19 protein-coding genes are annotated in these 21,300 nt (G+C 64.7%); 13 read left to right on the top strand and 6 right to left on the bottom strand.

What is annotated here, in order from left to right:
* The first annotated feature begins 73 nt into the window (after nucleotides 1-73).
* The 4 genes from ACN6KF_RS01055 to ACN6KF_RS01040 all read left to right on the top strand — a co-directional run bounded on the left by ACN6KF_RS01055 (nucleotide 74) and on the right by ACN6KF_RS01040 (nucleotide 4,110).
* Nucleotides 74-844, top strand: coding sequence for a hypothetical protein (locus ACN6KF_RS01055; RefSeq protein ID WP_434955048.1), 771 nt, complete (start codon nucleotides 74-76; stop codon nucleotides 842-844).
* A gap of 149 nt (nucleotides 845-993) precedes the next feature.
* Nucleotides 994-1,773 (top strand): hypothetical protein, encoded by a 780-nt coding sequence (locus tag ACN6KF_RS01050; protein WP_434955047.1) that lies wholly within the window; start codon nucleotides 994-996, stop codon nucleotides 1,771-1,773.
* A 28-nt stretch (nucleotides 1,774-1,801) separates the two neighbouring features.
* Entirely contained in the window at nucleotides 1,802-2,680 is an 879-nt protein-coding gene (locus ACN6KF_RS01045) for an FkbM family methyltransferase (RefSeq protein WP_434955046.1), read from the top strand.
* A gap of 59 nt (nucleotides 2,681-2,739) precedes the next feature.
* The gene (locus ACN6KF_RS01040; RefSeq protein WP_434955045.1) at nucleotides 2,740-4,110 is read left to right on the top strand and encodes a glutamine synthetase family protein; all 1,371 of its coding nucleotides are present in this window, start codon (nucleotides 2,740-2,742) and stop codon (nucleotides 4,108-4,110) included.
* Between the two features lie 142 nt (nucleotides 4,111-4,252).
* On the opposite strand, the gene ACN6KF_RS01035 is transcribed toward ACN6KF_RS01040, so the two are convergent.
* On the bottom strand, nucleotides 4,253-6,088 hold the full coding sequence (locus ACN6KF_RS01035; protein ID WP_434955044.1) for a chloride channel protein: 1,836 nt from the start codon (nucleotides 6,086-6,088) through the stop codon (nucleotides 4,253-4,255).
* A 128-nt stretch (nucleotides 6,089-6,216) separates the two neighbouring features.
* Between ACN6KF_RS01035 and ACN6KF_RS01030 the strand changes: the two genes are divergently transcribed.
* A complete protein-coding gene (locus tag ACN6KF_RS01030; RefSeq protein ID WP_434955043.1) occupies nucleotides 6,217-6,621 on the top strand; it encodes a MarR family winged helix-turn-helix transcriptional regulator in 405 nt (134 codons plus the stop codon).
* Nucleotides 6,622-6,869: 248 nt separating this feature from the next.
* The gene (gene msrA, locus ACN6KF_RS01025) at nucleotides 6,870-7,568 is read left to right on the top strand and encodes a peptide-methionine (S)-S-oxide reductase MsrA (RefSeq protein ID WP_434959584.1); all 699 of its coding nucleotides are present in this window, start codon (nucleotides 6,870-6,872) and stop codon (nucleotides 7,566-7,568) included.
* 7 nt (nucleotides 7,569-7,575) lie between these two features.
* Here msrA and ACN6KF_RS01020 read toward each other — a convergent pair whose 3' ends face one another.
* Together ACN6KF_RS01020 and ACN6KF_RS01015 are read right to left on the bottom strand one after the other, a co-directional pair.
* Nucleotides 7,576-8,034, bottom strand: a complete 459-nt coding sequence (locus ACN6KF_RS01020; RefSeq protein ID WP_434955042.1) for a GNAT family N-acetyltransferase — start codon at nucleotides 8,032-8,034, stop codon at nucleotides 7,576-7,578.
* A gap of 178 nt (nucleotides 8,035-8,212) precedes the next feature.
* A complete protein-coding gene (locus tag ACN6KF_RS01015) occupies nucleotides 8,213-8,845 on the bottom strand; it encodes a TetR/AcrR family transcriptional regulator (protein WP_434955041.1) in 633 nt (210 codons plus the stop codon).
* A 92-nt stretch (nucleotides 8,846-8,937) separates the two neighbouring features.
* Between ACN6KF_RS01015 and ACN6KF_RS01010 the strand changes: the two genes are divergently transcribed.
* Together ACN6KF_RS01010 and ACN6KF_RS01005 are read left to right on the top strand one after the other, a co-directional pair.
* Nucleotides 8,938-9,603, top strand: coding sequence for an O-methyltransferase (locus tag ACN6KF_RS01010; RefSeq protein ID WP_434955040.1), 666 nt, complete (start codon nucleotides 8,938-8,940; stop codon nucleotides 9,601-9,603).
* A gap of 156 nt (nucleotides 9,604-9,759) precedes the next feature.
* Nucleotides 9,760-10,230 carry a globin domain-containing protein gene (locus ACN6KF_RS01005; RefSeq protein ID WP_434955039.1) on the top strand — a complete coding sequence of 157 codons (471 nt, stop codon included), beginning with the start codon at nucleotides 9,760-9,762 and terminating at the stop codon, nucleotides 10,228-10,230.
* 27 nt (nucleotides 10,231-10,257) lie between these two features.
* Here the strand turns inward: ACN6KF_RS01005 and ACN6KF_RS01000 are convergent, their stop codons facing one another.
* From ACN6KF_RS01000 to ACN6KF_RS00990, 3 genes are all read right to left on the bottom strand, one after another.
* A complete protein-coding gene (locus ACN6KF_RS01000) occupies nucleotides 10,258-10,920 on the bottom strand; it encodes a GNAT family N-acetyltransferase (RefSeq protein WP_434955038.1) in 663 nt (220 codons plus the stop codon).
* An 89-nt stretch (nucleotides 10,921-11,009) separates the two neighbouring features.
* Nucleotides 11,010-11,711 (bottom strand): DUF2865 domain-containing protein, encoded by a 702-nt coding sequence (locus ACN6KF_RS00995; protein WP_434955037.1) that lies wholly within the window; start codon nucleotides 11,709-11,711, stop codon nucleotides 11,010-11,012.
* A gap of 217 nt (nucleotides 11,712-11,928) precedes the next feature.
* Nucleotides 11,929-13,731 carry an IlvD/Edd family dehydratase gene (locus tag ACN6KF_RS00990; RefSeq protein ID WP_434955036.1) on the bottom strand — a complete coding sequence of 601 codons (1,803 nt, stop codon included), beginning with the start codon at nucleotides 13,729-13,731 and terminating at the stop codon, nucleotides 11,929-11,931.
* Between the two features lie 196 nt (nucleotides 13,732-13,927).
* Between ACN6KF_RS00990 and ACN6KF_RS00985 the strand changes: the two genes are divergently transcribed.
* From ACN6KF_RS00985 to ACN6KF_RS00965, 5 genes are all read left to right on the top strand, one after another.
* Nucleotides 13,928-15,133, top strand: coding sequence for a pyridoxal phosphate-dependent aminotransferase (locus ACN6KF_RS00985; protein ID WP_434955035.1), 1,206 nt, complete (start codon nucleotides 13,928-13,930; stop codon nucleotides 15,131-15,133).
* Nucleotides 15,134-15,241: 108 nt separating this feature from the next.
* Nucleotides 15,242-16,153, top strand: coding sequence for a sugar kinase (locus tag ACN6KF_RS00980; RefSeq protein ID WP_434955034.1), 912 nt, complete (start codon nucleotides 15,242-15,244; stop codon nucleotides 16,151-16,153).
* 200 nt (nucleotides 16,154-16,353) lie between these two features.
* The gene (mprF, locus tag ACN6KF_RS00975; protein WP_434955033.1) at nucleotides 16,354-19,023 is read left to right on the top strand and encodes a bifunctional lysylphosphatidylglycerol flippase/synthetase MprF; all 2,670 of its coding nucleotides are present in this window, start codon (nucleotides 16,354-16,356) and stop codon (nucleotides 19,021-19,023) included.
* A complete protein-coding gene (locus ACN6KF_RS00970; RefSeq protein WP_434955032.1) occupies nucleotides 19,023-20,372 on the top strand; it encodes a virulence factor family protein in 1,350 nt (449 codons plus the stop codon). Before mprF ends, ACN6KF_RS00970 begins: the two co-directional genes overlap by 1 nt.
* Before the next feature lie 118 nt (nucleotides 20,373-20,490).
* Nucleotides 20,491-21,300, top strand: a complete 810-nt coding sequence (locus tag ACN6KF_RS00965; RefSeq protein WP_434955031.1) for an MBL fold metallo-hydrolase — start codon at nucleotides 20,491-20,493, stop codon at nucleotides 21,298-21,300.

The following is a 21,300-nucleotide window of genomic DNA, read 5'->3' as shown; positions in this document are numbered from 1 at the left end:
ACGGCAGCAGATGGTCGAGCATGATGGCACCGCCGCCGCGTACTTCGGCTCGACAACGTTACGGAAAGAAACAATGCGCGTTCGTGTCGGTTGCCTTCTCCTCGCCTTGGCCGCAGGCGGCCTCGGGCCGGTTCCACCCATCCCGGCCATGGCACAGGATCAGCCGGCCCCCAAGCCGGCCAGAAAGCACAAGCCAGCCGCAAAGCAGCCCGCCAAACCTGCCCCTGCGCCTCCGGCCCCGGTGGTGCTGCCGGAGCCGCCGCTGCCCGTGCAGCAGATCCGCCAGTTCGGGACGACGTCCTGCACCAGCCTGGTCGACCAGATGTCGCGCGGCTCGCTCAACAGCAAATATGACGTGCAATCGGGCTGGAACCGCCAGGCTCCCGCCCAGCATGTGTTCCAGAGCGTCGCCGTCATCGACCGGCCGGAAGTAACGCCGGCCAACGGCCTGGCCGCCATCATCGCCACGCCAACGCCATCGGGCAGTTGCGACGGGGTGACGGTGCAGGTCTTTCCGCTTGCCAGCGATTGCGCCACCGCGCAGACCTATATGCGCTCGACAGGTGCCAGCCCGATCCCCATTCTCAACACTCAGATCATGATCGACCGCAACGGCAAGCGCATCTTCCTGCTGCCGGGCGTGAACAAGACCTGCATCGCCGTCTCCGTCGATTCCAGCTTCGGTCCCGTACCTGTCGCGCAGACGCCGTCGTCACCGGCTCCTGGGCCTGCACCTGTGCCGGTCCCCGCACCGGCGCCGGCACCGGACGCCATCGTGCCGCATGCCGTCCCGGTCACACCGCCAAGCTCGGAAATCCTGCCAACGGCCCAGCCGCCGAAATGAGCCCGAGCACGCGGGAAAGCTTCCCGCGGACCGGCTGTGCATGACCGAAGGGAATGGCTTGATTCGGGTTTCCAACCTGCTCTAATCGCCGAACGCGCCGCTTCCCTCGCCATCCGGCGCACCATCAGGCCTCAATAGAAAAGCAGGTCATGCTCGATATTTCCGCGCTCCAGTCGATGAAGGTGTTGTTCGCAACGCCCTGCTATATCTCTGCCGTCAGCATGAATTATGTGGTCAGCATGTATAGCCTGGCCTGCGATGCCACGCAGCTTGGCCTGAAGACCGTGCTGCACATGCATTCGGAGAGCCTGATCACACGCGGACGCAATATGGTCGTGCTGAAGTTCATGCAGGACGAGTCCTATACGCATCTGTTCTGGATCGATTCCGACATTTCCTTCACCACCCAGCAGGTGGTCCGCCTGCTGCTCGCCGATCGCGACGTGGCCGGCGGGGTCTATCCGATCAAGTCGCTGGCCTGGCCCGATCCTTTGCCGGGCGGCTTGACCAAGGACGAGATGGAAATCCGCTTCGCCCGTTATGCCTTCAATCCCGTCGACCACGGCAAGACGCCGATCGGCCAGCATGTCGACGATGAAGGCTTCATCGAGGTCTCGGAGGCGCCCACCGGCTTCATGGTGATCAAGCGCCATGTCTTCCCCAAGCTGATGCAGGCCTATCCCCATCTCAACTACACGCCGGACGGCCCCCCCGACAATCCGCTCAAGCCGCTGCACTGGCTGTTCTTCGACTGCATGGTCGATCCCGATTCCGGGCGCTATCTGTCGGAAGACTATGCCTTTTGCCGGCGCTGGCGCGACATCGGCGGCAAGGTCTGGGTCGATTCCCAATCCAAGCTTCAGCATCTGGGCCAGTACAATTATGTCGGCGATGTCGAGACCAGCCTGAAGCAGCAGGGGCACTGGTAGAGCCGCATCGAGACGGCGAGGAGCACGAATGCCGGACTATGCCATGACGGCGCCCCTCGTCGAGCTTCTCGGCCCGGTGCGCCGCACCCATATCGTCGATATCGGCGCCAATCCCATCGATGGGGAGCCGCCCTATAAGTCGATGCTGGCGGCAGGCCTCGCCCGGCTCACCGGTTTCGAGCCGCAGGCCGAGGCGCTGGCCAGGCTGGAGGCAACCAAGGGGCCCAATGAGAATTATCTGCCCCACGCCATCGGCGACGGCAGCGAGGCCTATCTCAATCTGTGCGCCTATTCGGGCTGGAGCAGCCTGCTCACCCCGCGCCAGGCCGCGCTCGAGGTGTTTTCCTATTTCAAGCCCAATGCGGAGGTGATCGGCCGCATTCCCGTGCGCACCACCCGCCTCGACGATCTCTCGGTGCTCCCGGAGATCGACATGCTCAAGATCGACGTGCAGGGCGCCGAGCTCGCGGTGTTCCAGAACGGCCGCGAGAAACTGCGCTCGGCCGTGGCCGTCCAGACCGAGATCTCCTTCATCGCCCTCTACGAGAACCAGCCGGGCTTCGGGGAGATCGACACCGAACTGCGCTCGCAGGGTTTCGTGCCGCATTGCTTCAAGGCGGTGAAGTTCAGCCCGATGGCGCCCTATGTCAGACCGGAGAACTGGACGCCGGCCGCCAACCAGCTGCTGGAGGCCGATATCGTCTATGTCCGGGATTTCGTCGATCCGGATGCCATGACCGACGAGCAGCTCAAGCATCTGTGTCTGCTGGCTCAATATTGCTATGGCAGCATCGAGCTCTGCGGCCGCTGCATCGACCTGCTGTGCCGGCGCGGCGCCCTGCCGCAGGACGCGCTCGCCCGCTACACCGCACTGCTGGAGGCGGCGCGCCCCTCTACCTCCGCCTGAGAGGGCTTGACGACACAGCGGCGGGCGCGTTCTGTGGAGCATCAGTGAGACCCCTCCCCATGCCCGCCGACACCAGCGCTTCCCGTCACCCCGAAGTCGCCGCTTTTCTTGCCGCCCATCCCGATACCCGCTTCATCGAAGCCTTTACCCCCGATTTGACCGGCTATGGTTTTGGCAAGCGCCTGCCGATCGAGGAGATCGACAGCCTCTACCGTTCCGGCATGGGCTTTTCCGCCGCGCCCTATGTGCTCGATGCCAGGCATGACGGCTATGGCTCCGGCGGCATCGGCTGGGACGATGGCGACCCGGATGCCAAGGGCGTGCCGATACCAGGCACGCTCAAGCCAATGCCTTGGGCAGCCGTGCCGACGGCGCAGGTCATGCTCGACATCTCCTATGCCGTTTCGGGCGAACCGTTATGGACCGATCCGCGCCACCTGCTTAAGACCATCCTCGCCCGCCTCGCTGCCGACGGGCTCCATCCCACCGTTGCTTGCGAATACGAGTTCTTCCTCACCGACGGCACTCGCGAGGCCGATGGCCGCATCCGCCCACCGATCCTCAAGCGCACCGGCCGGCCGCTCGGTCCGCCGACCAACCTGTCGGTGCTGACGCTGGAGGAAGTGGCACTGTGGTCGGCGAAGGCCGATGATGCGGCGCGGGCGCAGAATGTGCCGATGGGCAGCATCATCGCCGAGATGGGTGTGGCCCAGTTCGAGACCAATCTGCATCATACTGATGATGCCATGCTCGCCGGTGATCACGCCGTGCTGCTGAAAAGACTGATCCGCGGTACCGCCCGTGCCGAAGGCTGGGACGCCACCTTCATGGCCAAACCCTATGAGGACGAGGCGGGATCGGGCCTGCATGTGCATGTCAGCCTCGCCGATGCCGAAGGCCGCAACATCTTCGCCAATCCCGCCACCGGCGAACAGACGATCCGCCATGCCATCGCCGGCATGCAGCGCCTGATGCCTGAATCGCTCGCCTTCTTTGCGCCCAACCACAATTCCTTCCGCCGCTTCGGCGGGCTGTTCGCACCGGTCAATCGCAAATGGGGTGAGGATAACCGCACCGTCGCCCTGCGCATACCCACCGACAAGGGCGCGGGACGGCGCATCGAGCATCGCGTCGCCGGTGCGGATGCCAATCCCTATCTGGTATTGGCGGCCATCCTCGCCGCCGCCCATTACGGCATTACCAGGAAACTAGAACCGGATGCGCCCGTTGTCGGCAAGCATGCCGGCTTCACGCGCGATCCCGGCCTGCCGGCCGACGTCTTCGAAGCCGCGCGCCGGCTGGCGCGGGCGAGCCTGTTGAAGGAGTATTTCTCCAAGCGCTATCTGGAGACCTATGCCCATCTGGTCCATGGCCAGCACGAGGATTTCCTCTCGGTGCTGAGTCCGCGCGAATACGATCTGTTCTTCTGAAACCCGCCCTCATCCCGATCGGCGAACAAAGTTAACCGCCATCGCGAGCGGAGCGAAGCGATCCAGATCCCAAAAGGCCTGGATTGCCGCGTTGCTCCGCTCCTCGCAATGACTTCAAGCGGGTTGAACGTTCCAGCCGGCCTCAGATCCCCCGCGCGCCCCGGGCTCTTAGCCGGATCATCACGCCGCGGTCGTGCTCCTCGGCTCGCCGATGCGCCCTGACCTGGAGCAGATCCTTGCGCGCCATCAAGCCGACCAGGGTCCCGCTCTTGCGATCAAGCACCGGTACCCGGCCAATATCGGCAATCGCCATGCGATCGGCGAGCGCGCCGGCGAGTTCATCGGCGTAGCCGATCTCGAGTTCCTGCCCCTCGAGTATCTCCTCCAGCGACAGGGATTGAATGTCGTCATCCTCCGAGGCATGCACCGACCAATCGAGGATATGGCCCCGAGAAACCATGCCGACCACGCGCCGCTCGGCATCGACGACCGGATAGCTCTTGTGGCGGGGCTCCCCGCCAGTGAAGAAGGCAACCGCCCGCGCCACCGTCATCGCTGCCGGTAGCGTGTCGACCTCACGCACCATCAGATCGGCTACACGGGCGAGATCGAACGGATCGGTGTGGTACTCGCCCGAAATATGATGGCCACGACGAGCGATCTTCTCCGTCAGGATGGAACGCTTCATGGTCAGCACGGTGGTGGCATAGGCCATGCCGCAGGCCGTGAGGAGTGGCAGGAGTACGCCGAGATTGCCGGTGAGCTCCACCGCAAAGAGCGTCGCAGTCAGCGGCGCGCGCATGGTGCCGCCCATCATCGCCGCCATGCCGAGCAGGGCCCAGAAACCCGGATCGGCCTGCGGCAGGACAAGGCCTGCCAGCGCTCCCAGCGCGCCGCCGAGCATCATCAAGGGCGCGAGGACACCGCCGGATGTCCCCGAACCGAGCGAGATTGACCAGATCAGGGACTTGACCACCAGGAGCAGGATCACCGCCTTGAGAGCCATCTCGCCGGAGAGCAGATGGCGGATATTGTCGTAGCCCACGCCGAGGGCACTCGGGTCGAACAGGCCGCCAATGCCGATCGCCAGGCCTCCGAACAGAGGCCACCACATCCAATGCAGCGGCAAACGATGGAAGAAGTCCTCGCTGGCATAGACCATGGCTGTGAGGACGCCCGAACCCACGCCGGCGACGATACCCATCAAGACCCAGCTGAGGAAACCGGGCAGGGACAACGCCATGTGCCCGGTGAAGCCGAACAGGGGTGTGGGATCGAGCAGCAGTCCGCGTTCCGCGGCTGCCACGGCGGCCGCGACCACCACCGGCAGGAAGCTGCGAGGCTTCCATTCGAACAGCAAGAGCTCGATTGCCAGCAGCACCGCTGCGATCGGGGTACCGAACACCGCCGTCATGCCCGCCGCGGCGCCGGCGACCAACAACGCCTTGCGCTCATTGGCGCTGAGATGGATCATCTGGGCGATGAGGGAGCCGATGGCCCCGCCCGTCATGATGATCGGCCCTTCGGCGCCGAAGGGACCACCCGAGCCGATCGAGATTGCCGAGGACAGCGGCTTCAGCACCGCCACCTTGGGATTGATCCGGCTCTTGCCGATCAGGATCGCCTCCATCGCCTCGGGAATGCCATGGCCGCGGATCTTCTCAGAGCCGTAGCGTGCCATCAGGCCGATGATCAGGCAGCCGATCACTGGCACGAACACGGCCGCCCAGCCGAGCGGCGTACCGGAGATCGGCAGGCTCTCCAGCGAAAAACGGCCATAATAGGCGATGTTGGTGCACAGCGTGATCAGGCGCAGCAGCACGAAGGCGGCGCCCACGCCAGCCGTGCCGACAAAAACGGCGATCGCCATCAGGAGGATCACCCGCCTGTCCGTGGTGAAATCGCCCAGGCGCGCCGGCAACCCGCGGGTCCCCGCCTCGGCATCATGCCCCGGGGTGCCCAGAGTCGAAGTGGTCATGTCTCTGATATCCATCTGTCGGGCCTGGCCCGGCTGAATTTTGTATCGCAATACGATATATTTTGCGCAAGTCAACGGATTTTCGTAGAGAGTGCGGCAGACAGGAGAATCGTGGAGCGATGGACCCTATGCGGCAACAAGATCCGGACTACGCCGCCCTCGCACGCTTTCGGCATGCCTTGCGCAAATTCCTCGCCTTCAGCGAGGAGGCGGCGGGCGCGGCGGGCCTGACCTCGCAGCAGCATCAGGCCTTGCTCGCCATCGCCGGCCTGTCGCAGGGCGGTGCCCTCTCGATCGGCGAATTGGCCGAGATCCTGATCCTGCGCCACCACAGCGTCGTCGAACTGGTCGACCGGCTCGGCAAGCTCAGCCTGGTCGAACGCATGGCCGATCCGTCCGATGGCCGGCGCGTGCTGGTGCGGCTCAGCGAGGCAGGCCGACAGAAGCTGCAGGCCTTATCGGAAACCCATCTGAAGGAACTGGCAGCCATCGGACCGACGCTTTCCGAGCTCCTGCAGGCCTTCCGCGGCTGATCACGCGACCGGTATCCGCGGCGGCATCGACCTCAAATCGGCGTGAAGCGTAACGAACCTACCCTGCCCGCGCGTATAATCCTCCAGACGCGATGATGTCTTGCTTCGGCAAAGCGTTCCGTGACTTGAATGAATCATTCCTGATCGCAAAGGCGCTCCAGCCAATCCTTTGGATTGGCTTGGAAACAAGGAGCTAGAGCAAATGAGCGTTCACGCTCAAACGCGTTTTGCTCGAGTGGAGGACGATGATGAAACGACGCGGCATCCTGATCCTGGCGGCAGCCCTTACGGCCTGCCTCGGCACCGGCCTGTGGTTCTCGGCATCGAACGCCGAAGAATCGCCGCGCAGGGTCGCCGCCCCCGGCCTCGACACCCGATCGACAGCAGACTCGGAAACAGCGGTGCTGGCAGGCGGCTGCTTCTGGGGCGTGCAGGGCGTGTTCCAGCATGTGAAAGGCGTCACCTCGGCGGTTTCGGGCTATGCCGGCGGCACGGCCGACACCGCCACCTACGACACCGTCTCGACCGGATCGACCGGTCACGCCGAAGCGGTGCGCATCCGTTTCGATCCCCGCCTCATCTCCTACGGCCAGATCCTGCAGATCTATTTCTCGGTGGCGCATGATCCCACCCAGCTCAATCGGCAGGGTCCCGACAGCGGCACGCAATACCGCTCGCAGATCTTCACCGCCAGCGCGGAACAGGCCCGCATCGCCGCCGCCTATGTCAGCCAGCTCGACGGTGCCAAGGCCTTCGCCCGGCCGATCGCGACACGCATCGCGCCGCTGCCGGGCTTCTTTGCGGCGGAGGCCTATCACCAGGATTACCTGACCCGCCATCCGACCCAGCCCTATATCGTCATCAACGACCTGCCCAAGGTCGCCGCCCTCCGGCAGCTCTTCCCGTCCGTCTATCGCAGCGACCCGGTCCTGGTAGCCGGCCGCTGAGGCCGAACTACGGAACAAGAGCCGTGACGTCGCGGCTGAAATGCACGATGCGGCGATCGGGGCGTTCCTCCACCCGCTCGATGGCGTAGCCGCGCCGCTGGTACCAGGCGACATTCTCGGTGAAGCGCTCATTGGTGTAGAGCCGCACGAGCCCATGCCCGTCGCGCCGGGCCCGGTCTTCGGCAAAATCGAGCAGGGCCGAACCCAGGCGACGGCCCTTGAGCGCAGGGGCCACGGCAAGGCTCCAGATCAGCAGATGATCGGGTTTCGGCTCAACGATGAGGGCAGTTTCGAGGGCCTCGGACGAACCGGACACCCAGATCTCCATCGCCTCGAACAGGGCCGTGAAATCCGCATCATGCGGCGGCAGGGATATGCCGATGCGCTGTTTCAAGGGAGCATAGGCCGCCTGCTGCAGGACGGTGATCGCAGGGATCTCGGTTCTGGCGGCGCGACGAAATTTCATGACGAGGCTCGAAATCGTGCAGCTATCGGGGATCGAGGGGGACCGGCGATGATGCACATCCGAATCCGCCCGATCGAGCATTCGCGCAATCGATGCCGACCCGCAAGAGGTTCCAAAGCAAGGACGTTCATCCGCCCTCGAAGCCTCGCCGGGATTGTCGGCTCTCCCGGGCTCCCCCTCAATTCGCCATCAACCGTTCGAGATAGGCGCACACCATGTCGGCCATGGCATCGGAATAGGCCTCGATCTCCGCCGGCGTCCGCGGGCTTTCCGAAAATTGCTTGCCGACCGCGCTCAGCGTAGAGGCGATCAGGTCCCCGGCCAAGGTTCGTGTCGTTTCCGAAGCCTTCGGCAGAGCCTCCCGCATGAAGGCCTCGACGATGCCGTCTCCCGCTGCCTTGGCTGCCTCCGCCTCGGGCGCGTCACGGTAGAGCGGCGCAGCATCGTCGAGCGCCCCGCGCACCGTGGCCTCGTCGCATTCCGAGCGGATGAAGGTATGGACGAGAACACGCAGCCTTTCGAGCGGCGGCTTGTCGCCATCCTGCAGGATGGCGCGCAGTAACTCGGTCGTCTGCCGCCATTCGTCGCTCTGGAGCCTGAAGAGAATCGACGCCTTGTTGGGGAAATATTGATAGAGCGAACCGACGCTGACGCCGGCCTTCTCGGCCACCCGCGCCGTGGTGAAGCGCTGAGCGCCCTCCTTCCTCAAAACCTGAATGGCAGCCTCCAGAATGACGGCGACCAGCTCGGTCGAGCGGGTCTGCCGAGGCTGTTTTCGTAAGGAAACAGAAGAGCTTCGACGATCGGTCATCGGGATGCAGGCCAATGCGAATAGTGAACGCGACGAATTAATCGTATTTCTAGTCCGGCGCAAGAATGCGTTTTCCCAAACTGGAGCCTGCCATGACCACCCTGACCGCCGCCCCGCTTGCGCTCCTGCTGGACCGCCTGTTCGAAGAGGCCGACGCCACCTCGCCGGCAGCGATCCCCGCCGTGGCCGCGCTCTCCCGCCCGGAACGCGAGCGCCTGATGCGCAGCAAGACCGAATATCTCGACCTTTATGGCCGGCTGAAGGACCTGCCGCTCGCCGTTTCGCGCGAAACCGGCCTGCTGCTCTACATGCTGGCCCGCAGTTGCCGGGCACAGACGATCGTCGAATTCGGAACCTCGTTCGGCATCTCGACCCTGCATCTGGCCGCGGCGCTGCGGGACAATGGCGGCGGCCGTCTGATCACCAGCGAGTTCGAGCCGTCCAAGCTGGAACGGGCCCGGCAAAACCTTGCCGCCGGCGGTCTTCTCGATCTCGTCGAAATCCGGGAGGGAGACGCACTGCGCACGCTGAGCACCGGCTTGCCGGAGGCGATCGATCTGGTCCTGCTCGACGGCGCCAAGGCCCTCTACCCCGAGATCCTCGATCTGGTGGAGAGCCGGCTCAGGCCTGGCGCCCTCATCGTCGCCGACAATGCCGACTACAGCCCCGACTATCTCGCCCGCGTGCGCTCGCCGGCCCGAGGCTATCTGTCGACCCCCTTCGGCGAGGATGTCGAACTCTCGATGCGGATTGGCTGAGCCCAATCCCGTCGCTGCGAGGCGCCAGGAACGCTGCAAGGAGCTGGAGGCGAACTTCCGGCCCTTGCCAACCGCGACGTGATGGCAGATTGCCGAGCCGACACATTGCCATCACGATGTCGACGCAACCCGTGCAGCGCTCGACAGGTCGAAACGATGCAACAGCAGCGTCCCTCCATTTACCGGCAATTAGGCGGCGAAGACGGTATCTCCCGGCTTGTGGACTTGTTTTACGATATCATCGAGCAGGATCCGGCGGCGGCCGCACTCCACATGCTGCATCTCGACGGCCATGGCGTCGCTCATTCCCGCGTCGAGCAGACCCGCTTCCTGATGGGCTTCTTCGGGGGACCGCGTCTCTATGTCGAATTTCACGGCCATTCGGATGTGAGGGCCATCCATGCCCATGTGGCTGTGACAGCCGAGACGCGCGACATCTGGATCCGCAGCATGGACAAGGCGTTCGACCAGACCGGCTTACCCCTGGAGGTGAAAAAGAGGGGGATGACCGCTCTCGCGACCGCAGCCCGCCTGGTGCACGACGTCAATCCCCTGCGCAATCGTGACGAAGAAATCGAAGCTGGAACGGCTCGAATCCACCTTAGCGACCAAGGAACCCGATTTTGAATCGGACCATTTCCGCCCGGCAAGCCTTCAGCCGAAGCTCAGCTTGCTCTTCTGCTGACCTTGAGCGTCAAAATTGGCTGGATCCAGCCAGGCTTCGTAGCCCGCCTTGAGACGTGGCCATTCGCCGTCGATGATCGAGAACCAGGCAGTATCGCGGTTTTGGCCCTTGGCCACCATATGCTGGCGGAAGACGCCCTCGAAGGTGAAGCCGAAGCGCGTCGCCGCCCGCTTGGACGGTTCGTTGAGATTATGGCACTTCCATTCGAAGCGCCGATAGCCAAGTGTCTCGAAGGCATGGCGGGCGAAGAGATAGAGAGCTTCCGTCGTCACCCGCGTGCGGGCGATCGCGGGCCCCCAGAGAATGCTGCCGATCTCGATGACGCCGTGCACGGGCTCGATCCGCATCAGGGCCTGTCGGCCCTCGGCCCTGCCGCTCGCTCTGTCGATCACCGCAAAGAACATCGGATCCGCCGTCGAGGACGCTTTGTCGAGCCAAGCCGAGAAGTCGGCGGCATTCCCCGGTACGCCCTCGAACAGGTAGCGGAAGCGCCCGTCGGCCCCCGGCTCCTGGGCCGAATGCAGGAGATCGGCGCCGTGGAGCGTCGGATCGAGTGGCTCCAAGCGGGTATAACGTCCATCGAGCACGACGCGCTCCGGGCGCGGCACGCCCTTCCAAGTCGACAAGTCCATCGAATGTCCTTCGCGCCTATGCGATCAGGAAAGCGGCCCGTGCCGATTCCGATCCATCATCCCAACGATCAAATGATCAGATGATCGCATTATTGCGGCGGCGCGATGCGTTGTTCAAGCGAAAGCACCTGCTGGCGCACTACGCCGGACAGGGCCTTGGAGGAGGCGACCGAGCTGAAATCCGTATCGGGGTGAGGCACATTGCCAGCGCCGCGGAACACCTTGAGGCCATCCGGCATCACCACGATGTCGCCATTGCGCAAAGTGGGATCGACCGAGATCGGGATCTGCGGCAGGCCACGCGCATTGGACTGGCAGGTACAGGCCGGGTTTTCGCTGTCGCGGAAGGCATAAGCGGTGGGCAGCGCGGTGTAGAGCGCGCCTGCACTGTCGACGGCCGATTCGATCGCTGGCTTGGTGTTGCCATTGCTGCCGTCATTGGAACCGCTGGCCTTGTAGAGCACCATCTGGCCGCCCGAGCACGAGGCTTCGCACATCGAGCTCTGCATGTCCTCGTCGCGCTGGGAGCGGATGAAGCCGGTGGCGAAATAATAGCCGTCACAGGTGCGCACGCAGTAGCCCCGCGCCTTGGGCGCGCTGACCACGGGCGCGGGTGCCGGACGAGCGCGTTGCTGCTGTTGCTGTTGCTGCGGCACGGGTGCTGGCGCCGGCCGCGATTCCTGGCGGGGCCGGAACAGGAAATCGAACAGGCCAGCCTGAGCGCTGCCACCCACGGCAACCGTCAGGAGCAATCCGGCGGCAAGGGGAGCGGCAAGGCGTTTCAAGGTCATGGCACGGGTCCTGGCAGGTCCAAGCGAAATTTCCCGATATTACTCACGAATGAGCAATATCGGGAAATTTCGCAAGCATTTGAAATCCCGTGGGTTCCTCCTGATCGAGCCTGTGGCTCGATCAGGAGGAACCCACTTGGGAAGGGCCGGCAGCGACCGGCCCCGCCTTCTATGCGAGCATCCCGTCAAAATCATGTCGGTGACACTTTGTCACCAACTAGTGATTGTCGCGGGGGATGCCATAGGTCTGGGCGACCCTCTGATACTTGACTGCGGGCTTGAGCACCATACCGTCGCCGAGCTGATCCACCATGGCGCGCTGGATTTCCTGCCAGGGCGTCTGGCTCGGCGCATAGTGAAAGCCACCCGCCGCGGCGAGATCGGCCCGGCGCTTGGCCAGTTCCTCATCGGAGATCAGGATGTTGGCCTCGCCCTTGTTGAGGTCGATGCGCACCCGATCACCGGTCTGCAGGATCGCGAGACCGCCGCCCGCGGCTGCTTCCGGCGAGGCGTTGAGGATGGAGGGCGAGCCCGAGGTGCCCGACTGGCGCCCGTCGCCGATGCAGGGTAGCGAGGTGATGCCGCGCTTGATCAGCGCGGCCGGCGGCTGCATGTTCACCACCTCCGCCGCGCCGGGATAGCCGATCGGCCCGGTGCCGCGGATGAACAGCATGCAGTGTTCGTCGATGCCGAGAGCCGGATCCTCGATGCGGTGGTGGTAGTCCTCGGGCCCTTCGAACACGATGGCCCGCCCTTCGAAGGCGCCAGGGTTCTTGGGATCTGCGAGATAGCGGTCGTGGAATTCCTTGGAGATCACGCTGGTCTTCATGATCGCCGAATCGAACAAATTGCCCGAGAGCACGATGAAGCCGGCATCCTGCACCAGCGCGGTGTCGAAGCTGCGGATCACGTCGGGCAGCTCGATCTTGGCGTCCTTGCAGTTTTCGCCGATCGACTTGCCGTTCACGGTGAGCGCATTCTCGTGAATCAGCTTGTGCTTCATCAGTTCGTTGACCACCGCCGGCACACCGCCGGCATGCTGGTAGTCCTCGCCGAGATATTTGCCGGCCGGCTGCAGGTTCACCAGCAGCGGCACCTTGTGGCCGACGGTCTGCCAGTCGCGGATGTCGAGCTCGACCCCGATATGGCGGGCGATGGCGTTGATGTGGATCGGCGCATTGGTGGAACCGCCGATGGCCGAATTGACCACGATGACGTTTTCGAAGGCCTCGCGCGTCATGATGTCGGAGGGCTTGAGGTCCTCATGCACCATGTCGACGATGCGCTTGCCGGTCTCGTAGGAAATCTGCTGGCGTTCGCGATAGGGCGCGGGAATGGCGGCCGAACCGGGAAGCTGCATGCCGAGCGCCTCGGCCAGCGAGTTCATGGTGGTGGCGGTGCCCATGGTGTTGCAATAGCCGGTCGAGGGGGCCGAGGAGGCCACCATGTCCATGAAATTCTCGTAGTCGATCTCGCCGGTGGCGAGCATCTCGCGCGCCTTCCAGACCACCGTGCCCGAACCGGTGCGCTCGCCATGCCACCAGCCGTTGAGCATCGGGCCGACCGACAGGGCGATGGCCGGGATGTTCACGGTGGCCGCGGCCATCAGGCAGGCAGGCGTGGTCTTGTCGCAGCCGATGGTCAGCACCACGCCATCGATCGGATAGCCGTAGAGCAATTCGACCAGGCCGAGATAAGCCAGGTTGCGATCGAGCGCGGCGCCGGGACGCTTGCCGGTCTCCTGGATCGGATGCACCGGAAATTCGAAGGCGATGCCGCCCGCCTCGCGGATGCCCTCGCGCACGCGCTCGGCGAGCACGAGATGATGGCGGTTGCAGGGGGAAAGGTCCGAGCCAGTCTGGGCGATGCCGATGATCGGCTTGCCCGACTGCAATTCCTTGCGGGTCAGGCCGAAATTGAGCTGGCGTTCGATATAGAGCGCGGTCATACCCGGATTGTCCGGATTGTCGTACCAGGCTTGCGACCGCAATCTTCTCGTCTTGTTATTGGTGTCAGCCATGGCAAGCCTCCCTGTCTTTCGTGCCCTGCCCGCGCTCTACCGCGGACAGCATTTACGCTCTACTTCACGAGTTAACACTTTTGTCAGACTATTCGCAACGGCAAAGCTCATGCGGCCGATTGCCGATTCCCAGTTTCGTGATTCTGGTGCTAGCAATGCAATTCAGCCGACATCCCGCCGCAATGGAATGACCCAAATGCCCGATCTCGTTCCCGCCTTTTCCCGCATCGGCGAGGAGAACGCCTTCGCTGTCCTCGCCAGGGCCACGGATCTGGCACGCGAGGGGCGCGACATCATCAATCTGGGCATCGGCCAGCCTGATTTTCCCACGCCTGACCATATCGTCGAGGCCGCCATCAAGGCGCTGCGCGACGGTCATCATGGCTATACGCCGGCCACGGGCATCCTGCCGCTGCGCGAAGCTGTCGCCGCCGATGTCGAGCACCGCACCGGCGTTGCCGTCTCGCCCGACGAGGTCATCGTGGTGCCCGGCGGCAAGGTCACCATGTTCATGGCCATCCTTATGTTCGGCGAGCCGGGGTCGGAAATCCTCTATCCCGATCCCGGCTTTCCGATCTATCGCTCGATGATCGAGTTCACCGGTGCCACGCCGGTGCCGGTGCCGATCCGCGAGGAGAACGGCTTTGCCTTCTCGGCCGCCGAGACGCTGGCGCTGATCACGCCGCGTACCCGCCTTCTCATTCTCAATTCGCCGGCCAACCCCACCGGCGGCGTCACGCCCAAGGCCGAGATCGACGCGCTGGTGAAGGGGCTGGAGGCCCATCCCCATGTCGCCATCCTCTCCGACGAGATCTACAGCCAGATGAGCTATGACGGCCTGCAGCATGTCTCGCTGCTGACCTATCCCTCCATCCGCGACCGCCTGATCCTGCTCGACGGCTGGTCCAAGACCTATGCCATGACGGGCTGGCGCATGGGCTTCTCGCTCTGGCCGAAGGATTCTTCAGGAAGGAGTCCCTGGGGGGATGCCGCCCGCAAGCTGGCGGTCAATTCCTATTCCTGCGTCAATGCCAGCGCGCAATGGGCCGGGCTTGCCGCCCTCACCGGCCCGCAGGATGCGGTGCATGCCATGGTCGCCGAGTTCGATCGGCGCCGGAAGATCGTGGTGGATGGCCTCAACGGCCTGCCCGGCGTCAGCTCCGTGGTGCCGAAGGGTGCCTTCTATGCCTTCCCCAACATCCGGGCGACCGGCTGGAAGGCCAAGCCCCTCGCCTCCGCCCTTCTGGAGAAGGCCGGCGTCGCCACCATCGGCGGGCCCGATTTCGGCGTATATGGCGAGGGCTATATCCGGCTGTCCTACGCCAACTCAGCCGAGAACATCAGGCGGGCTTTGGCACGGATGGGCGAGTTCCTCAGCGCCAATCCGGGAACGGGCATGTAAGCCCCAGCCAAGCCAACGGATTGGCGATTGCGGCTTTGCGGTTCCAGGCGATTCCGTCTAATCGCAAAACGCTTTGGCCGCCGCCCCGCAATCCGCAAGGAAAACGATATGACTGATCTCGTCGCCATCGGCGAATGCATGGTGGAATTGTCGCGCCGCGGGGACGGCATGTCCCTGGGCTATGGCGGCGATACCTTCAACACCGCCGTCTATGCGGCCCGCCTCGGGCTCGACGTCGCCTATGCCACGGCGCTGGGGGACGATCCCTATAGCCAGGCGATCGCGGACCTGGCCGCCGGCGAGAAGGTCGACATGGCCGGCGTGCCGCGCCTGGCCGGCCGCGTGCCGGGGCTCTATGTCATCGAGACCGATGCCAAGGGCGAGCGACGCTTCTACTACTGGCGCGACAGCGCGCCGGCGCGCAGCCTGTTCGAACTCCCAGAGGCCGAGGCGCTGATCGCCCGTATCGAGACCGCCGCGATCGTCTATTTCTCCGGGATTACGCTGTCGCTCTATACGCCCGCGGGCCTCGAGCGTTTCGGCGCAGTCCTTGCTCGGGCCAAGGCTGCTGGCGCCAGCATCGCCTTCGACGGCAATTACCGGCCACGCGGCTGGGGAGGCGATCCCGCCCGGGCCCGGCAGGCTTTCGGCCGTTTCCTGCCCTTGGTGGACATCATGCTGCCGACCTTCGACGACGAGCAGGCGCTGTGGGGCGATGCCACGCCGCAGGACACGCTCACGCGCCTGGCCGGCCATGGCATCGGCGAAATCGCGGTGAAGGACGGCACCAACGGCGCCTTCCTGCGCCGGGACGGCATCGATGGCCACGTTCCGGTGCCGCAAGCGGTCTCGCCCGTCGACACCACGGCCGCCGGCGACAGCTTCAACGCGGGCTATCTTGCCGCCCGCCGGCGCGAGCGCTCCAACGAGGAGGCGGCGCTGCAGGGCCACCGGCTCGCCGCGCGCGTGATCACCCATCGCGGCGCCATCATTCCCCCCGAGGCGATGGCCGGATTGTGACCCATATTTCACGCGACTGCCGTTGGAATGCCATCTTCTGTCAGCATGAACGGCCCGTCTCCTGATCTTAGACTGAACAATTCAGGAGTGGATACCGGGCACGGTGGCCACTTCGAACCCGTTCTACTGCTGACAGGAGGCTCTGATCGTATAGAAACGATTCAGTAGCTGGGACAATCGCATTGAAACGGGAACAAGGCATGGCTGAAGTGGTGGGCTCGCTCGACCGCGCCGTGGCGCGCGACGACGGCCCCAAGGTTTCGGCGGCCGCCATCCCAACGGCTGAGCGCCCGAAGACCGGCCTGCTCAAGCACATCGACTGGAGCAAGGCCGGCCTGCTGGTCGGGCTGGTGGTCTTCACCATCGCCGCGGCCGCGCTCTACCAGATTTTCGCCGGCATCACCTGGTCCGAAGTGAACAATGCGGTGTCCCGCATCGCCTGGAGCCAGGTCGCGCTCGCCTTCGTCGCCACCGCGCTCTCCTATGGCGCCCTGATCGGCTATGACCTGCTGGCCCTGCGCCATGTCGGCGCGCGGCAGGTGCCCTTGCCGGCGATCGCCTTCACCTCCTTCATCAGCCACGCCTTCACCTATACGCTCGGCTTCGGCGTGCTGACCGGCGGCGCCGTGCGCTGGCGCCTCTACCAGGCCCATGGCCTGAAACCGAGCCAGATCCTGGCCGTGGGCGCCCTGACGACGCTGACCTTCTGGCTCGGCATCGCCACCGTCGCCGCGGTCTGCCTCTTGTTCCAGCCCTCCGTGCTGGCGCCCCTGGACGGGCTTGCGCCCGGCCTCAACCTCGCCATCGGCCTCACCGTGATCGGCGGCGTTGCGCTCTGGCTGATCATCTCGGCCATCCGCCCGCGGACGATCAGCATCGGCGAGCACACCATGCCCCTGCCCGGCCCGCAGGCGACGCTCGGGGCCATCCTGGTCGGCCTGCTGGATACGGTGGCCGCCGCCGGCGCGCTCTGGCTGATCATGCCGGCCGGTCCGGACGCCGGTTTCGTCAGCTTCCTGGTGGTGTTCGCCATCGCCACCGTGCTCGGCGTCATCAGCCATGTGCCGGGCGGCGTCGGCGTGTTCGAGACCACGCTGATCCTGGCCCAGCCGCAGATTCCCGCCGCGGACATGCTGGTCTCGCTGATCCTGTTCCGGCTGGTCTACTACGTCATTCCCTTCGCCATCGCCTGCGTGCTGTTCGGCGCCTATGAAATCCGCCAGCGCCAGCATTCGGTGGGCCGGATCGCCAAGACGGTGCATGCGATCGCCCGGCCGATCATCCCGCGCATCGCCAGCGTCGCGGTGTTCATCGGCGGCGTCATCCTGCTGTTCTCCAGCGCCACCCCTGAAGAACATTATCGCATCGATATCCTGAGCGACCTGGTGCCGCTGCCCTTCCTGGAGGTGTCGCAGCTCGCAGCCAGCATCGCCGGCCTCGTGCTGCTGATCGTCTCCTATGGCCTGGTGCGGCGCATGGCCAATGCCCAGCGGCTGGCCGTCTTGCTGCTGATCGCGGGCGCCGTCTCCGCACTGTTCAAGGGCCTCGATGTCGAGGAGGCCATCATCTGCAGCATCGTCGCCGGGCTGCTGGTGCTCTACAGGGACGAGTTCTATCGGCAGGCCGATCTGTTCTCGGTGCGGCCTTCCTTCGAATGGATCATCGCCTGTCTCGTGGCGGTGGGCGCAACCGTCTGGCTCGGCTTCTTCGTCTATGCCAATGTCGACTACCAGCACAAATTGTGGTGGGATTTCGCCTACAACGCCGATGCCCCGCGCTTCCTGCGCGCCACGCTGGCCATGGCCGTGGTCGCCATCGGCATCGCTGCCTATATCCTGATGCATCCCAGCCGCGCCGCCTTCGATCCGGCGACGCCCGAGGAACTGGAAACGCTGGTGCCCCTGATCAGCGATTCCACCCGCTCGGATGCGCACCTGGCCCTGCTCGGCGACAAGCGCTTCCTGTTGTCGGCCAGCGGCAAGGGCTTCACCATGTATGGCGTGCAGGGGCGAAGCTGGATCGCCATGGGCGATCCCGTCGCGCCCGAGGACGAGGTCGACGCCATGGTCTGGCGCTTCAAGGAACTGGTGGACCGCAATGGCGGCACGCCGGTGTTCTACCAGGTCACCACTGGCCATCTGCCTGCTTATCTCGACGCCGGCTTTTCGCTCGCCAAGCTCGGCGAGGAAGCCTGGGTCGACCTGACGAAGTTCACGCTCGAAGGCAGCGAGGGCCGCCGCCTGCGCCAGGCCCGCGCCAAGGCCGAGCGCTCCGGCGCCTCCTTCGAGATCGTGCCGGCCGCCGAAGTCGACGCCATCCTCGGCGAGCTCCAGGCAGTCTCGGACGCCTGGCTCGAGGAGAAGGGCAACAAAGAAAAGGGCTTTTCGCTCGGCTTCTGGTCCTCAGACTATATCAGGCGCTACGACCAGGCCGTGATCCGCCAGGACGGGCGCATCGTCGCCTTCGCCAATATCTGGCGCGGCGCCGACAAGCAGGAATATACGGTCGACCTGATGCGCTATCTGCCGCAAGGCCCGGCCGGCATGATGGACCTGTTGTTCATCGGCCTTCTGGCCCAGGCCAAAAGCGAGGGCTTTGCCTGGTTCAATCTCGGCATGGCGCCGCTCTCCGGCCTGGCGCGCCACCGCCTAGCGTCGCTGTGGAGCCGCATCGGCTCCTTCGTCTACAAGCGCGGCGACCGCTTCTACAATTTCGAAGGCCTCAGGGCCTATAAGGACAAGTTCAAGCCGGATTGGCGACCGAAATATCTTGCCTTTCCGGGGGGGCTGGCCCTACCGCAGATTCTCATGGATGTTACCGGCTTGATCGCTTCGAGCCCGAGACGCGCTTTGCCCGAGGAGGCCAGTTGATGCGCCGCATCGCCTTGTTCTGTTTCGCCCTGCTGGCCTCCACGGCATCGGCGCTGTCGGCCCCGCGTGAGGTCAAGGTGCAGGAGGAGGTCCTCGGCACCGTCACGGTGCTGGCCCCCGAGGAGGAACCCACCAAATTCGTCGCCCTGCTCTCCGACAAGGACGGGCTCACGCCGGCCTACCGCGCCGTGGCCGACAAATTGGTGGACCAGGGCGCCGCCGTGATGCTGATCGACAGCCAGGCCTTCATCGACGGCCTCGCCAAGGGCGACGAGGAAGATTGCCACTATGCCTTCGGCGACATCGAGGACTCGGCCCGCGAGGCCCAGCGCCAATTGGGCATGCAGACCTGGCGCTGGCCGGTGGTCGTCGGCCTCGGCACGCTCGGCGGCACCTTCGCCTACATCAATCTCGCCCAGGCCCCGGAAAACACCGCCGCCGGTGCCGTCTCCACCGGCTTTTCCGACGAGATGGCCTCCAAGCTGCGCATGTGCGAAGGCGCGCCGGTCTCCAAGGCCGCCGACGGCAAATGGCAGTACAAGCCGCTCGCCAAGGTGCCGGGACGCTGGACCTATGTCGGCGCCGCCGCCCCCGATCCGACGACGCAGGCCTTCGTCGCCGGCACCAAGGATGCCCAATCGGTCGTCGCCGACGGCGGGGCTGACGCCGTTGTCGATGCCGTGGTGAAAGCCGCCGTCGAGATGGGCGCGCCGCCCAACCAGGAACTCAGCGACCTGCCTCTGGTGGAGCTGCCGGCCTCCGGCCCGCCGACGGGCCTTGCCATCTTCATCTCCGGTGACGGCGGCTGGCGCGACATCGACAAGACCATCGGCGAGATCCTGCAGAAGGAAGGCGTCGCCGTGGTCGGCGTCGATTCGCTGCGCTATTTCTGGAGCACCAAGGAGCCTGATGTCATCGCCGGCGACCTCACCCGCATCATCGGCTATTACACCAAGCTGTGGGGCGCCAAGCGCGTGGCCATCATCGGCTATTCGCTGGGCGCGGACGTGATCCCCTTCGTCTGGCAGAAACTGCCGCCGCCCATGCAGAAGAAGATCAACCTGCTCGCCATGCTGGGCCTGGAGCCGACCGCCGATTTCGAGATCTCGGTCTCCGGCTGGCTCGGCGTCGCCTCCTCCTCGGACGTCGACCTCAAGCCCTATCTGCCCAGCCTGCCCTTCGAAAAGACCATGTGCTTCTACGGCAAGGAGGAAGTGGTCGAGAACGGCACCGCCTGCGTCTTCCCCGAAATGAGCAAGGCCACGCTGATCGAACGGCCGGGCGGGCACCATTTCGACGGCAATTACGAGCCGGTGGCCCGAGCGATTTTGGATCGGCTGAAGAAGTAGCTGGGAACATCGGCCAGCGCCCATCTCCAGGCTCCCTGGCACGCTGGAACGGCTGCTCGTCGTATCGCGGCACAACGCCCGACGCCATGCGAGAGGGCGACATTGACAGGAGACATCGATGAAGCGCGTTGCCGCCGGCGAGCATCATGCCGCCTATGAATTCGGTCGCTTGGCGTTGATTTCCCTCCGGGACGGCTATGTCGACATGCCCGTCACCCGGCTGCGCCAGCCGGGCGACCGCCCCTTCGGCCCCGACCTGCCGCCACAGCTTCATCTCGTCGAGGGCGGACTGAGGCTATCGGTCAACGCCTTCGCCATCGATGACGGCGAGGCGGTTACGCTGATCGACAGCGGATCATCGAACGCCTGGCACCCGAGCATGGGCTTTCTGCCTCAAGCCCTGCACGAGGCGGGCATTGCCGTCGACCGTATCCAGACCGTCGCCTTTACCCACACGCATCTCGATCATATTCACGGGCTCATTCTGCCCAATGGCGAGGATGCCTTCCCGAACCTCTCCCGTCTCTTCGTACCCCGCGAGGAACTCGGCCTGTTCCGGGACGAGGCCAGGCTCGAACGGTTCCACGAGAGAGCGGAACCCTTCGAACCGGGGCAATTCCTGGGGGCTGGTATCGAGGCCTTGGCTGCTCCCGGCCACGAGGCCGGCCATACGTGTTTTCGCGTCACCAGCGAGGGCGATACGGTCCTGATCTGGGGTGACACCATCCACGTGCCATCGCTTCAATTCGACAGGCCGGAGCTGACCTGGGAGTTCGACGCCGACCAGGAACAGGCGCGCGAAAGCCGCATGCACCTCATGGCCCTGGCCGCCGACAATGGCTATTGCGTTGCAGGGGCCCATCTCGACTCGCCCGGCGTCGGCCGCCTCTCACGCGCGGAAAAGGGTTTCCGTTTCGAGCCTTTGTAG

The sequence above is a fragment of the Labrys methylaminiphilus subsp. lupini genome (genome assembly GCF_051161885.1).
Lineage (GTDB): Bacteria > Pseudomonadota > Alphaproteobacteria > Rhizobiales > Labraceae > Labrys.
Note: the sequence above shows the minus strand (reverse complement) of the source record. Positions and strands in the feature narration are given on the sequence as shown.

Excerpts from the sequence above, each read along its gene's own strand:
- mprF (WP_434955033.1), top strand. The coding sequence starts at position 16,354 with ATGGCTGAAGTGGTGGGCTCGCTCGACCGCGCCGTGGCGCGCGACGAC.
- ACN6KF_RS01015 (WP_434955041.1), bottom strand. The coding sequence starts at position 8,845 with ATGACCGATCGTCGAAGCTCTTCTGTTTCCTTACGAAAACAGCCTCGG.
- ACN6KF_RS00990 (WP_434955036.1), bottom strand. The coding sequence starts at position 13,731 with ATGGCTGACACCAATAACAAGACGAGAAGATTGCGGTCGCAAGCCTGG.
- ACN6KF_RS01055 (WP_434955048.1), top strand. The coding sequence starts at position 74 with ATGCGCGTTCGTGTCGGTTGCCTTCTCCTCGCCTTGGCCGCAGGCGGC.
- ACN6KF_RS00995 (WP_434955037.1), bottom strand. The coding sequence starts at position 11,711 with ATGACCTTGAAACGCCTTGCCGCTCCCCTTGCCGCCGGATTGCTCCTG.
- msrA (WP_434959584.1), top strand. The coding sequence starts at position 6,870 with ATGAAACGACGCGGCATCCTGATCCTGGCGGCAGCCCTTACGGCCTGC.
- ACN6KF_RS00965 (WP_434955031.1), top strand. The coding sequence starts at position 20,491 with ATGAAGCGCGTTGCCGCCGGCGAGCATCATGCCGCCTATGAATTCGGT.
- ACN6KF_RS01040 (WP_434955045.1), top strand. The coding sequence starts at position 2,740 with ATGCCCGCCGACACCAGCGCTTCCCGTCACCCCGAAGTCGCCGCTTTT.
- ACN6KF_RS00970 (WP_434955032.1), top strand. The coding sequence starts at position 19,023 with ATGCGCCGCATCGCCTTGTTCTGTTTCGCCCTGCTGGCCTCCACGGCA.
- ACN6KF_RS00980 (WP_434955034.1), top strand. The coding sequence starts at position 15,242 with ATGACTGATCTCGTCGCCATCGGCGAATGCATGGTGGAATTGTCGCGC.
- ACN6KF_RS01020 (WP_434955042.1), bottom strand. The coding sequence starts at position 8,034 with ATGAAATTTCGTCGCGCCGCCAGAACCGAGATCCCTGCGATCACCGTC.
- ACN6KF_RS01000 (WP_434955038.1), bottom strand. The coding sequence starts at position 10,920 with ATGGACTTGTCGACTTGGAAGGGCGTGCCGCGCCCGGAGCGCGTCGTG.
- ACN6KF_RS00985 (WP_434955035.1), top strand. The coding sequence starts at position 13,928 with ATGCCCGATCTCGTTCCCGCCTTTTCCCGCATCGGCGAGGAGAACGCC.
- ACN6KF_RS01030 (WP_434955043.1), top strand. The coding sequence starts at position 6,217 with ATGCGGCAACAAGATCCGGACTACGCCGCCCTCGCACGCTTTCGGCAT.
- ACN6KF_RS01005 (WP_434955039.1), top strand. The coding sequence starts at position 9,760 with ATGCAACAGCAGCGTCCCTCCATTTACCGGCAATTAGGCGGCGAAGAC.
- ACN6KF_RS01045 (WP_434955046.1), top strand. The coding sequence starts at position 1,802 with ATGCCGGACTATGCCATGACGGCGCCCCTCGTCGAGCTTCTCGGCCCG.
- ACN6KF_RS01010 (WP_434955040.1), top strand. The coding sequence starts at position 8,938 with ATGACCACCCTGACCGCCGCCCCGCTTGCGCTCCTGCTGGACCGCCTG.
- ACN6KF_RS01050 (WP_434955047.1), top strand. The coding sequence starts at position 994 with ATGCTCGATATTTCCGCGCTCCAGTCGATGAAGGTGTTGTTCGCAACG.
- ACN6KF_RS01035 (WP_434955044.1), bottom strand. The coding sequence starts at position 6,088 with ATGACCACTTCGACTCTGGGCACCCCGGGGCATGATGCCGAGGCGGGG.